Here is a 12,702-nt window from a genome sequence, read left to right as displayed (position 1 = left end):
GGAAAAAGGTAGGGGTCGGAGGTGGTTTTGCCGTGCAAAACCACCTCCGACCCCCTGGGTCAGGTCACCAGATGACGACGCGGTCGTCGCCCGAGCGCACCATCTTGTCGCCTTCCTTGCAGCCGAAGGCGGCGGCGAAGGCCGGCTGGTTCGAGGGCGCGCCGATCGCGCGGAACATGCCCGGCGAGTGCGGGCCGACCGTCAGCTGCTGCTTGAGCTGGGCTTCGGTGAAGGCGATGCGCCAGACCGTGGCCCAGTTCATGTAGAAGCGCTGGTCCTGGCTGAAGCCGTCGATCATCGGGTCGGTGTAGCCCTCGCCCTGGGCGCGCTTGAGCGCGTCGTAGGCAACCGTGGTGCCGCCGAGGTCGGCGATGTTCTCGCCCAGGCCCAGGCGGCCGTTCACGAACAGGCCCGGCAGCGCCTCGTAGCCGCTGTACTGGTCGGCCAGCTTCGTGGCGGCGGCCTCGAACTTGGCGCGGTCTTCGTCGGTCCACCAGTTGGCCATGTTGCCGGCCGCGTCGAACTTGCTGCCCTGGTCGTCGAAGCCGTGCAGCATCTCGTGGCCGATCACCGCGCCGATGCCGCCGTAGTTGAGCGCGTCGTCGGCGTTCACGTCGAAGAACGGCGGCTGCAGGATGGCGGCCGGGAACACGATCTCGTTGGCGGTGGCGCGGTAGTAGGCGTTCACCGTCTGCGGGCTCATGCCCCACTCGTTGCGGTCCACCGGCTTGCCGATCTTGTCGAGCATGTAGCGGTAGTTGAAGGCCGCAGCCGCCATCAGGTTGCCGGCGTAGCTGTCGCGCTTGACCTCCAGGCCGCTCCAGTCGCGCCACACGTCCGGGTAGCCGATCTTGGGCGTGAACGACGACCACTTCTCGATCGCCTTGGCCTTGGTTTCCTCGCTCATCCACTCGAGGTTCTCGAGCCGGACCTTGAGCGCGGCCATCAGGTTGGCCACCAGCTCCTCCATCTTCGCCTTCGACTCCGGCGGGAAGGCCTGGGCCACGTACAGCTGGCCGAAACCTTCGCCCATCGAGCCGTTGAGCGCGCCCAGCACCTGCTTCCAGCGCTCCTGCTGCTGCTGCTGGCCGCGCAGGGTCTTGGCGTAGAACTCGAAGTTGCGCTCGACGAAGGCCTTGCTCAGGTAGGGCGCGGCGCCGTCGATGGCGCGGAAGCGCAGCCAGGTCTGCCACTGTTCGAGCGGCACGTCGGCGAGCATGGCGTCGAACTCCTTGAAGAAGTTCGGGTTGGCCAGCGAGAACTTCTCCGGCGCGGCCACGCCCAGGTCGGCGAAGAAGGCCGTCCAGTTGAAGTTCGGCGTCATCGCGTCGGCGTCGGCCAGGGTCACCGGGTTGTAGCGGGTGGCCGGGTCGCGCAGCTCGAGGCGGCCGAGCGAGGCCTTGGCCAGGCGGGTTTCGAAGTCGAGCACGACCTGGGCCTGGGCCTTGGCGGTTTCCTCGTCGGTGCCGGCCAGCACCAGCAGCTTGGTCACGTGGTCGAGGAAGGCGGCGCGGGCCTGCTTGTAGTCCTCGCGGTCTTCCAGGTAATAGGCGCGCTCGGGCAGCGACAGGCCGCCCTGGCCGGCGTAGGCGATGTTGGTGGTCGAGTCGTTGTAGTCGGCCATCGCGAAGAAGCTGAAGAGCATGCCCTGGCCGCTGGCGTAGGCATCGCCGATGAAGCCCGGGATGTCGCTGGTGGCGGTGAGCGCGGCGATGGCGTCGAGCTCGGCCTGGATCGGCGACAGGCCGGCGGCCTCGATCGCGGCTTCGTCCATGCCCGAGGCGAAGAAGTCGCCCACCTTCTGCTCCATCGAGCCCGCCGGCCAGCTGCCGGCGGCGGCGGCCTTGGCGATCTCGTGCTGCACCTGCAGCGAGCGCTCGCCCAGCGCCGGGAAGGCGCCCCAGGTCGTGCGGTCGCCCGGCACCGGGTTGGCGGCGAGCCACTTGGAGTTCACGAAGCCGTTGAAGTCCTGGCAGGCCTCGATCGAGGTGTCGAGGTCGGCGGCGTTGAAGGCGATCGGCTGCTGCGCGACCTGCGACAGATCAACCTGCAGCTTCGGCGCTTCCGGCGCGGTGGCGGCCTGGTCTGCGGCCGGCTGGCAGGCGGCCAGCGCGAAGGAAATCGAAAGGGCGAGGGCAAGGGGCTTGGCGCGGAAGGTCATGGGCGGGTCTCGGGACGGGAAGCGAAGCACGGAGCCTAGGGCTTTTGGGGCGGGGGGGAGTAGGCCATTGGTCATGGAATCCGGGCGTGAAGGGCTGGGCTTTGCTCCGGGCGCGCGGTATCGTGGGGGCGTAGGACTCTGGACTCCCATGCTCATGCAGCCCCGTCTCCAGACCCGCAGTCACGCCGGTGGCGTCGTCCCGCATCGGTTTTCTGAAGGTCACAGCGCAATCGCGCGGTTCGTGCGCCCGTTGGCGGCGAGCTTCCTTGCCCGCGTTCCGGCGCAGCGGCAGACGGTCGGTCTCCTTGGGTACAAGCGCGCCGCTTCGGCGGCCGTTGGCGTGTCCGGGGCCTGAACCCGGGGCTGGCGTGGCCGCCCGCCCGGGCGGCTGGCCGGCCCTCCCCGTCGAGTAGAAGGAGAGTGGCGATGCGCGTGTTGGCCTGTGATGGCATCCATGAGGATGGACTGGCCCTGTTCCGCGAAGCGGGATGGGCGGTGGAAACGAGCGAGCCGGTGAAGGACCCCGCCGTCCTGGCGCAGCGGCTGGCCGGCTTCGATGCCGTGCTGGTGCGTTCGGCCACCCAGGTCCCGGCCGAGGCCCTGGCGGCGGCCGACAAGCTGCGCGTGATCGGCCGCGCCGGCGCCGGCGTGGACACCATCGACGTCGAGGCCGCCACCGCGCGCGGCATCGCGGTGATGAACGCGCCCGACGGCAACACGCTCGCCGCCGCCGAACACGCCATCTCCCTGCTGTTCGCGCTGGCCCGGCACGTACCGCGCGCCGACGCCGGCATGAAGGCCGGTGAATGGCCCAAGGCCGGGCTCACCGGTTTCGAGCTCGAAGGCAAGAAACTGGGCGTGATCGGCCTGGGCCGCATCGGCGCCACCGTGGCGCGCAAGGCCCAGGGCATCGGCATGGAAGTGGCCGCGCACGATCCCTTCCTGCCCGCCGCCGCCGCCGGCAAGGGCAGCGTGCCGCTGATGGCGCTCGAGCAGCTGCTGGCCTGGGCGGATGTCGTCACGCTGCACATCCCGCGCACCAAGGACACCACCAACCTCCTCGATGAAACCCGCCTGCGCGGCATGAAGCAGGGCGCCTTCCTGATCAACGCCGCCCGCGGCGGCCTGGTCGACGAGGCCGCGCTGCTGCAGCTGCTCGACGAAGGCCACCTGGCCGGCGCCGCGCTCGACACCTTCGCCACCGAGCCACTGCCCAAGGAGTCGCCGCTGCGCGGCCATCCGCGCCTGGTGCTCACGCCGCACCTGGGCGCCAGCACCGGCGAGGCGCAGCAGGCGGTGAGCACCATCCTCGCTCGCCAGATCATCGACTTCGTGGCCACCGGCGCGGTGGCCGGCTGCGTCAACCTGCCGCCGCTCACGCCCGAGACCGCGCGCGAAGTGGGCCCGTGGATGCCGCTGATGACCGCGCTCGGCCGCCTGGCCGCGCGCCTGGTGCCAGCGCCGGTGAAGCTGCACGTCACCTATGCCGGCCGCACCGAGGGCCTGGACACCCGCCCGCTGACGCGCCTGCTCGTCGCCGCGCTGCTGGGCCCGGCCTCGGGCCGGGTGACGCCGGTGAACGCGCTGCACGAGGCCGCCGCCCGCGGGCTCGAGGTGGCCGAAACCCTGGGCGGCGACGGCGACGGCTTCGACCGCCTGCTGCGCATCCGCGTCGAGGGCGCCGGCCAGGTGCGCGAACTCGAGGCCACGCTGCACCGCGGTCCGCGCGTGGTGCGCCTGGACGGCGTCGAGCTCGACTTCGACCCGCAGGCGCACATCCTGCTGATGCGCAACGAGGACAAGCCCGGCGTCATCGGCCTGGTCGGTTCGCACCTGGGCGCGGCCGGCGTGAACATCGTCAACTTCTCGCTCGGCGCCACCGGCGACGGCGGCGCGGTGGCGGCGATCACGGTCGACCGCGAAGTGGCGCCGGCGCAGCTGCAGTCGCTGCGCGGCATCCCCGGCATCCTCTCGATGGAGCAGCTCTGATGCGCATCCTGCTAGCCCGCCACGGCGAGACGCCGTGGAACGCCGAAGGCCGCTACCAGGGCCAGCGCGACATCGCGCTCTCGGAAACCGGCGAAGGCCAGGCGCGCGCGCTGGGCGAGCGCCTGCGCGAACTGCCCATCAGCCGCGCGGTGGCCTCGCCGCTGTCGCGGGCGCGCCGCACCGCCGAGCTCGCGCTCGGCGAGTCGCGCGCCGGCCTGCTCACGCTCGATCCGGGCCTGGCGGAAATCGCGCATGGCGACTGGGAGGGCCTGCTGGCCTCGGAAATCCGCGCCCGCGACCCCGAGCGCCTGCGCGCCTGGCGCGAATCACCGGCCACGGTGCAGATGCCCGGCGGCGGCGAGTCGCTGGGGCAGGTGCTCGAACGCGCCTGGCCGGCCTTCGCCGCCGCCTGCGAGGGCCTGGGCGAGGCCGACACGCTGCTGGTGGTGGCGCACGACGCGGTCAACCGCGTGCTGCTGTGCCGCATCCTGGGCCTGCCGCTGGCACGGCTGTGGTCGTTCCGCCAGGCACCCACCACGCTCAACCTGCTCGAGGGTGCCAGCGTGGACGCGCTGGAAGTGGTGCGCCTCAACGACTGCCAGCACCACACCCCGCTGTTCGGCGAGGCGGTGCACCGGGCGCTCTAGGCCCGGCGATAACGCCGCAGCCGCAGGGCCTTTTCGGTCTCGAGCACCAGGAGCAGCAGCACGCCGAGGGCGACCACGCCGACGCCCTCGGCCAGCGGCACGGCGGCCGTGCCGAACACCCGCTGCAGCGCCGGCACGTAGGTGATGGCGAATTGCGCGGCGGTCACCACGGTGATGGTCAGCCAGACCACCGGCGTGCCCTTGAGGGCCTGCAGGTTGAACGAGCTGCCGTGCAGGTTGCGCACGTGGAACAGGTGGAAGATCTCGAGCACCACCAGGGTGTTGAGCGCCAGCGTGCGCGCCAGTTCGATCGAGTGGCCGCGGGCCAGTGCGGCCTCGAACACGCCGAACACCGCCAGCACGAACAGGCCCGCGACCAGGGCGATGTGCCAGGCCAGGCCGCGGTCGAGCAGGGGCTCGTCCGGGCGGCGCGGCGGCCGGCGCATGGTGTTCGCCTCGGTCGGCTCGAAGGCCAGGGCCAGGCCCAGGGTGATGGCCGTGGCCAGGTTCACCCACAGGATCTGCACCGGCGTGACCGGCAGCGCCAGGCCCGCGGCCAGGGCCAGGACGATGGTGCCGGCCTCGCCGGCGTTGGTGGGCAGGGTCCAGCGGATCACCTTGCGCAGGTTGTCGTAGGCCGTGCGGCCCTCGCGCACGGCGGCGGCGATGGAGGCGAAGTTGTCGTCGGCCAGCACCAGTTCCGAGGCTTCCTTGGCCGCCTCGCTGCCCTTGCGGCCCATGGCGATGCCGGCGTCGGCGCGCTTGAGCGCGGGCGCGTCGTTGACGCCGTCGCCGGTCATGGCCACCACGCGGCCGCGCGCCTGCAGCGCCATCACCAGGCGTAGCTTGTGCTCGGGGCTGGTGCGGGCGAACACGTCGGTGCGCTCGACCACGTCGCGCAGCGCCTCGTCGTCGATGCCGTCGAGGTCGGCGCCGGTGAGCACGGCGTCCGGCGCCTCCAGCCCCACCTGCGCGCCGATGGCGGCGGCGGTGCCGGCGTGGTCGCCGGTGATCATCTTCACCCGGATGCCGGCGCGCCGGCATTCGGCGACCGCCTGCACGGCCTCGGGCCGCGGCGGGTCGATCAGGCCCACCAGGCCCAGCAGCACCAGCGGGCCCTCGACATCGGCGAAGGCCAGCGCGTTGCTGCCCGCCGGCATCGTGCGGGCGGCCAGCGCCAGCACGCGCTGGCCCTGGCCGGCGATGGCGTCGGCTGCGCGGCGCCAGGCCACGGCATCGAGCGGCTCGTCGCCGGCCGCGCCGCGCTGCGCCGAACACATCGCGAGGATTCGCTCGGGCGCGCCCTTGGCCACGGCGATCGCGTGGCCCGAATGGTCGTGGTGCAGGCTGGCCATGAAGCGGTGGCGCGCGTCGAAGGGAATCGCGTCCACCCGCGGCCACTGGCCGCCGAGCGCGTCCAGCGCCACGCCGGCCTTGCCGGCCAGGGCCAGCAGCGCGCCTTCCATCGGGTCGCCCTCGACCTGCCACTCGCCGTCGCGCTCGTGCAGCGCCGCGTCGTTGCACAGGGCGCAGGCGCGCGCCAGCTCGGCCAGCGCCGGCGGCACCGGGCCGCCGCCCACGGCGGTGATCGCGCCGAGCGGCGCGTACCCTTCGCCGTCGACGGTCAAGCGCGCGCCGGCCAGCTGCACCGTGGCCACCACCATCTCGTTGCGGGTGAGCGTGCCGGTCTTGTCGGTGCAGATCACCGACACCGCGCCCAGGGTCTCGATCGCCGGCAGCCTGCGCACGATGGCGTTGCGCCGCGCCATGCCCTGCACGCCGACCGCCAGGGTGATGGTCAGCACCGCCGGCAGCCCCTCGGGAATGGCCGAGACCGCCAGGCCGACCACGGCCATGAACACTTCCGCGAACGGCCGGCCGCCCACCACGGAACCCACGAGCAGCAGCAGCGCCGACGCCGCCAGGATGACGAAGGTCAGGCCGCGCGCGAAGCGGTCCATCTGCCGCACCAGCGGCGTTTCAAGCGTTTCGACCCGGGTGAGCAGGCCGCTGATGCGGCCGATCTCGGTGTCGGCGCCGGTGCCCACCACCACGCCGCGGCCCTGTCCGGCGCTGACCAGCGTGCCGCTGAAGGCCAGGCAGTCGCGGTCGCCCAGCGGTGCGTCGGCGGCCACCGGCGCCAGCTGCTTTTCCACCGGCAGCGATTCGCCGGTGAGCAGCGCCTCCTGCACCTGCAGGCCGCGCAGCTGCAGCAGGCGCAGGTCGGCCGGCACGCGGTCGCCGGCCTCGAGCAGCACGATGTCGCCCGGCACCAGCGCGCTGGCGTCCACGCCCACGCGCCGGCCGTCGCGCAACACCGCCGCGCGCGGCGCCAGCAGGCCCCGCAGCGCTTCCATCGCCCGCTCGGCCTTGCCCTCCTGGACGAAGCCGATGATGGCGTTGGCCAGCACCACCGCCAGGATCACCGCCGTGTCCACGGCATGGCCGAGCACGGCGGTCACGGCGGCGGCGCCCAGCAGGACGTAGATCAGGATGTTTTGGAACTGGCGCGCGAAGCGCAGCGCCGGATGCGTGCGCGCTGGCTCGGGCAGGCGGTTGGGGCCGTGCGCCCGGAGCCGGCGGGCGGCCTCGTCGGGGGCCAGGCCCTCGGCCCGGGTGGAAAGCGCCTGCAGGGCGCCCTCGATGTCGCGGGTGTGCCAGTCGCTCATGGCAGGAGGGTAGGCCAGTTCGCATGCCGGGGCCAAACCGCGACTGTGCGACGGGGCGGCGGCGGCGGATAATGCCGCCATGGCGCGCACCCTCGAGCAGTGGCTGGAATACCAGCAGCAGGTCCATCCCCGGTCGATCGACATGGGGCTCGAGCGCGTGGGCGCGGTCGCCCGGCGGCTGGGCATCGGCAAGCCCGGGCGCCGGGTCGTCACCGTCGGCGGCACCAACGGCAAGGGCTCGACCGTGGCCTTCCTGGAGGCCATCGCCCGCGCGGCGGGCCTGCGCACCGGCGCCTACACCTCGCCGCACCTGCTGCGATACAACGAGCGCGTGCGCATCGACGGCAAGCCGGTGGACGACGCGGCGCTGGTGCAGGCCTTCGAGCGCATCGAGGCCGCGCGCGGCGACACGCCGCTGACCTTCTTCGAGTACGGCACGCTCGCCGCGCTGCTGCTGTTCGAACAGGCGGGCCTGGACCTGGCCATCCTCGAGGTCGGCCTCGGCGGCCGCCTCGATGCCACCAATATCGTCGACCCCGACTGCGCGGTGATCACCACGGTCGATCTCGACCACCAGGACTACCTGGGCCCCGACCGCGAGAGCATCGGCGCCGAGAAGGCCGGCATCCTGCGCGCCGGCAAGCCCTGCGTGCTGGGCGAAAAGGACCCGCCCTCGTCGGTGCTGCGGCGCGCCTACGCGATCGGCGCCTTCGCCATCCGCGGCCATTCCGATTACCTGATCGACCCGCTCGAGGCCGGCTGGCGCTGGCGCGAGCCCGGCTACGCCATCGAGCTGCCCGACCCGGCCATGCCGGCCCCGGCCCAGCGCGAGAACGCCGCCGCCGCCATCGCCGCCCTGCGCGCGCTCGACCTGCCGGTGCCTGACGATGCGATCCGCGCCGGCGTCGCCGGCGCGCGCGCGCCCGGCCGCCTGCAGGTGCTTCCCGGCACGCCCGAACGCGTGCTCGACGTGGCCCACAACCCGCAGGGGGCCCGCCAGCTGGCGCGCTGGCTCGAGCTCCATCCCAAGCCCACCGTGGCGGTGTTCAGCGCCCTGGGCGACAAGGACCTGGGCGGCATCTGCGCGCCGCTGGCGCCCTGGCTGCGCGCCTGGCACCTGGGCCCGATCACCGACGCCGGCCCGCGCGGCCTGGCGGTGGACGAGCTGGCGCGGCGCCTGGCCGAGCACCTGCCGGCCGAAATCCTGCACCCGCACCGCAGCCTGGCCGAGGCGTTGGCCGCCGCCACCCTTGCCGCCGGCCCCGGCGGGCGCGTGCTGGTGTTCGGTTCCTTCCACACCGTGGCGGCGGTGATGGCGGCCGGCTGAACCGGCGCGAGGGGCAGACCGGCTATAATTCGCGCCACCCCTCCGGCCGGACCGAAACCCCGATGGATTCCGCCCTGAAACAGCGCCTGATCGGTGCCGCCGTGCTGGTGGCGCTGGCGATGATCTTCCTGCCGATGCTGCTGCAGGGCCCCGACGAAACCACGCCGGACGCCGCCCGGGTGCCGCTGTCCATGCCCGACGCGCCCGACCAGGATTTCGAGACCCGCGAACTGCCGCTGGCGCTGCCGCGGCCCGAAACCACCGGCGAGCCGGTGCTGGGCGCGCCGACACCGGCCAGCGACGACCCCAATGCCGTGGCCACCGTGGACGCCGGCGCCAACGTCGCGCCACGCGTGGACGCGCTGCCGATGGAGCCGATCGACGAAGGCGCGCCGCCGCAGGCGGTGGACGCCGCCACCGGCCAGCCCATCGCGCGCGAATCCACGCCGCCGGCTCCGGTGCCTGCGCCCGTGGCCGAGCCCGCGCCGGTCGCGGCCACGCCCGCCCCGGCGCCGCAGCCGCTGCCGGCCAGCGCCGGCGGTGGCCGCTACGTCGTCAACGTCGGCAGCTTCTCCAACCTGGCCAACGCCCGCGCCCTGGCCGACAAGCTGCGCGCCGCCGGCCTGCCGGTCACCAGCGAGTCGGTGGACGTGGGCGGCAAGCCGGCCATGCGCGTTCGCGTCGGGCCGTATGCCGAGCGTGCCCTTGCCGAAGCCGCGCGCCAGCGCGCCGAGCGCGTCGCCGGCAGCCCCACCGTGGTGATGGCGCTCGATGCCGAGGCGGCGCCGGCGGCGGCGCCGACGCGGCCGGCCGCCGCCGCCAACGTCGGCTTCGCGGTGCAGCTGGGCGCCTTCTCGAATGAGTCCGACGCCAGCGCGCTGCGCGACCGCGCCCGCGCCAGCGGTTTCGTGGCCTTCCACCAGCGCGTGGACACCGAGCGTGGCCCGGTCTGGCGCGTGCGCGTCGGCCCCGAGGCCGACCGCGCCGCCGCCGAGCGCCTGCGCGACAGCGTCGCCGCCAGGCTGGGCCTGCGCGACCTGATCGTCGTCTCTCACCCCTGAACATGCTCAACTGGGCCGACTACGCGCTGCTGACGGTGCTGGCGGTCTCCATGGCCGTCGGCTTGTGGCGCGGCTTCGTGGTCGAAGTGCTGTCGCTCACGGTGTGGATCGCCGCGTTCTGGCTGGCCGTGGCCTTCGGCGCGCGCGCGGCCGAGTCCATGGCCTTCGTCGAGACGCCCTCGGCGCGGCTGTTCCTCGGTTACACCAGCGTGTTCCTCGGCACGCTCGTGGTCGGCGGCCTGGCCACCTGGGCCATCGGCAAGCTCATCGCCAACACCGGCCTGTCGGCCACCGACCGCGTGCTGGGCATCGGCTTCGGGCTGGCGCGCGGCGCGGTGCTGGCCTGCGTGCTGGTGCTGCTGCTGGGCTTCACGCCGGTGCCGCGCGATGCCTGGTGGAGCGAGTCGCGCTTCCTGCCCACGGTGCAGCGCGGCGCCGAGTGGATGGCCGGCTTCCTGCCGCCCGAGGCGCGGGCCGAAATCGAATTCCTGGCGGCGCCGGCGGCGCTCGTCGAACCCTTCAACGGCAATGCGCCCGCCAGCGCACAGCAGCCGACCCCGGAGACCTGAACCATGTGCGGCATCATCGGAATCGCCGGCGCCAGCGACGTCGCGGCGGCCCTTTACGACGGCCTGACGGTGCTCCAGCACCGCGGCCAGGACGCGGCCGGCATCGCCACCGTCGACGGCAACCGGCTGCGCCTGCACAAGGGCAACGGCCTGGTGAAGGAAGTCTTCGACGAGCGCGCGATGCAGCTGCTCACCGGCCAGGTCGGCATCGGCCACTGCCGCTACCCGACCGCGGGCTCGGAAGGCAGCGACGAGGCCCAGCCTTTCTACGTGAACTCGCCCTACGGCATCGCGCTGGCGCACAACGGCAACCTGGTGAACACCGATGCGCTGCGGCGCATGGTGTTCGAGCAGGACAAGCGCAACATCAACACCGAGTCCGACTCGGAAGTGCTGCTCAACGTGTTCGCGCATGAACTGCAGGTGCAGGGCCGGCTCGACCCGCGCGCGGCGATGGCCGCGGTGGCCGGCGTGCATCGCCGCTGCAGCGGCGGCTACGCGGCGGTGGCGATGGTGCTGGGCCTGGGCCTGGTGGCCTTCCGCGACCCGCACGGCATCCGGCCGCTGGTGCTGGGCAAGCGCGAGCGCAACGGCCGCGCCGAGTACGCGGTGGCGTCGGAGTCGGTGGCGCTCGACATACTGGGCTTCGTGCGCGTGCGCGACGTGCTGCCGGGCGAGGCGGTGGTCATCACCCCCGAGGGCGAGCTGCACGCCGAGGCCATCGTGCAGGAGCAGCCGCACGCGCCGTGCATCTTCGAGTTCGTGTACTTCGCGCGCCCGGACTCGATGATCGAGAACATCTCGGTGCACAAGGCGCGCATGCGCATGGGCGTCACGCTCGGCCAGAAGATCCTGCGCCTGCGCCCGGACCACGACATCGACACGGTGATCCCCATCCCCGACACCTCGCGCGACGCGGCGCTGGAGATCGCCAACGTGCTGGGCGTGAAGTACCGCGAGGGTTTCGTCAAGAACCGCTACGTCGGCCGCACCTTCATCATGCCGGGGCAGGGCGAGCGCGTGAAGTCGGTGCGCCGCAAGCTCAACACCATCCCGCTGGAGTTCAAGGACCGGGTGGTGCTGCTGGTGGACGATTCGATCGTGCGCGGCACCACCAGCCAGCAGATCGTGCAGATGGCCCGCGACGCGGGCGCGCGCAAGGTCTACCTGGCCTCGGCGGCGCCGCCGGTGCGCCACCCGAACATCTACGGCATCGACATGCCCTCGGCCGAGGAACTGGTGGCGCATGGCCGCAGCGAGGAAGAGATCGAGAAGCTGCTGGGCTGCGACTGGCTGATCTACCAGGACCTGGCCGACCTCGAGGCCGCGGTCGCCGGTCCGAAGTTCCCGGGCCGCCAGTTCGACAGCTCCTGCTTCAGCGGCGAATACGTCACCGGCATCGAGCCGGGCTACTTCGAACGCATCAAGCAACTGCGCTCCGACGACGCCAAGCGCAAGCGCCGTGGTGCCTGACATCGCCGATCTGCACGACGCCGCCGCGCGCTGCATCGCTGCCCGCGAGCCCGCCGAGAAAGTGCGGCTGACGCGCGAGGCGGCGGCGGCGTTCAGGCGCGGTGAGTTGGCGCCGCGCGAGGAGGCGCCCGCGCCGGCATCGATCGGCGATCCGGGCAGGCCCGAGAAGCCGCGGCTGGTGATGCCGCGCGACGTGCCGCAGCGCGGCCTGGGCAGCGTCGAGGGGCGGGCGGCCTTCCTGCACGCGATCGCCCACATCGAGTTCAATGCCATCAACCTGGCCTGGGACGCGGTGTATCGCTTCCGGGCCATGCCCGATGCCTACTACGCCGACTGGGTCGGCGTGGCCGACGACGAGGCGCGGCATTTCGAGTTGCTCTCGGTGCGGCTGGCTGAACTGGGTTTTGCCTACGGCGACTTCGACGCGCACAACGGCCTGTGGGAGATGGCAGTCAAGACCGCCGATTCCGGCCTGCGCCGCATGGCCCTGGTGCCGCGCGTGCTCGAGGCCCGTGGCCTGGACGTGACGCCGGGCATGATCGCGCGCCTGCGCGGCAATGGCGACGAGGCCTCGGCGCAGATCCTCGAACTCATCCTGCGCGAGGAAGTGGCCCACGTCGCCGCCGGCAGCCGCTGGTACCACTGGCACTGCGAGCGCGAAGGCCTCGCGCCTGGTCGCGAGTTCATCCGTCTGGTGCGCGAGACCGTGCGCGGCGGCGTGCGCGGCCCCTTCAACCGGCCGGCGCGCCTGGCCGCCGGTTTCGACGAGAATGAAATCGCCCAACTCGAATCGCTGGAGTAGCCCG

General features: G+C 72.6%; 9 protein-coding genes. 7 read left to right on the top strand and 2 right to left on the bottom strand.

Features of this window, described 5'->3' with window-relative positions; translation table 11 throughout:
- Window positions 1-64 precede the first annotated feature (64 nt).
- Window positions 65-2,161: a M13 family metallopeptidase gene (locus ABS41_RS06905; protein ID WP_290592254.1), complete on the bottom strand. Its 2,097-nt coding sequence runs from the start codon at window positions 2,159-2,161 to the stop codon at window positions 65-67.
- 426 nt (window positions 2,162-2,587) lie between these two features.
- Between ABS41_RS06905 and serA the strand changes: the two genes are divergently transcribed.
- Both serA and ABS41_RS06895 read left to right on the top strand, forming a co-directional pair.
- Window positions 2,588-4,150: a phosphoglycerate dehydrogenase gene (gene serA, locus ABS41_RS06900; RefSeq protein WP_290592252.1), complete on the top strand. Its 1,563-nt coding sequence runs from the start codon at window positions 2,588-2,590 to the stop codon at window positions 4,148-4,150.
- The gene (locus ABS41_RS06895; RefSeq protein WP_290592250.1) at window positions 4,150-4,797 is read left to right on the top strand and encodes a histidine phosphatase family protein; all 648 of its coding nucleotides are present in this window, start codon (window positions 4,150-4,152) and stop codon (window positions 4,795-4,797) included. Before serA ends, ABS41_RS06895 begins: the two co-directional genes overlap by 1 nt.
- Here ABS41_RS06895 and ABS41_RS06890 read toward each other — a convergent pair.
- Entirely contained in the window at window positions 4,794-7,466 is a 2,673-nt protein-coding gene (locus tag ABS41_RS06890) for an HAD-IC family P-type ATPase (protein WP_290592248.1), read from the bottom strand. The genes ABS41_RS06895 and ABS41_RS06890 overlap by 4 nt on opposite strands.
- Window positions 7,467-7,545: 79 nt before the next feature.
- On the opposite strand from ABS41_RS06890, the gene folC reads away from it, so the two are divergent.
- The 5 genes from folC (at window position 7,546) to ABS41_RS06865 (ending at window position 12,698) form a co-directional block, all read left to right on the top strand.
- Window positions 7,546-8,793 carry a bifunctional tetrahydrofolate synthase/dihydrofolate synthase gene (gene folC / locus ABS41_RS06885; RefSeq protein ID WP_290592246.1) on the top strand — a complete coding sequence of 416 codons (1,248 nt, stop codon included), beginning with the start codon at window positions 7,546-7,548 and terminating at the stop codon, window positions 8,791-8,793.
- A 62-nt stretch (window positions 8,794-8,855) separates the two neighbouring features.
- Entirely contained in the window at window positions 8,856-9,854 is a 999-nt protein-coding gene (locus ABS41_RS06880) for an SPOR domain-containing protein (RefSeq protein WP_290592243.1), read from the top strand.
- A gap of 2 nt (window positions 9,855-9,856) precedes the next feature.
- Window positions 9,857-10,423, top strand: a complete 567-nt coding sequence (locus ABS41_RS06875) for a CvpA family protein (protein ID WP_290592241.1) — start codon at window positions 9,857-9,859, stop codon at window positions 10,421-10,423.
- Window positions 10,424-10,426: 3 nt separating this feature from the next.
- Window positions 10,427-11,896 carry an amidophosphoribosyltransferase gene (gene purF, locus ABS41_RS06870; protein ID WP_290592239.1) on the top strand — a complete coding sequence of 490 codons (1,470 nt, stop codon included), beginning with the start codon at window positions 10,427-10,429 and terminating at the stop codon, window positions 11,894-11,896.
- A gap of 1 nt (window position 11,897) precedes the next feature.
- A complete protein-coding gene (locus tag ABS41_RS06865) occupies window positions 11,898-12,698 on the top strand; it encodes a ferritin-like domain-containing protein (protein WP_290593198.1) in 801 nt (266 codons plus the stop codon).
- Window positions 12,699-12,702: the final 4 nt, after the last annotated feature.

Origin of the sequence: Arenimonas sp. SCN 70-307 (assembly GCF_001724815.1) — a bacterium.
Taxonomy (GTDB): domain Bacteria; phylum Pseudomonadota; class Gammaproteobacteria; order Xanthomonadales; family Xanthomonadaceae; genus Arenimonas.
The sequence above is the reverse complement of the archived record's forward strand: the minus strand, read 5'-3'. Positions and strand labels throughout refer to the sequence as shown.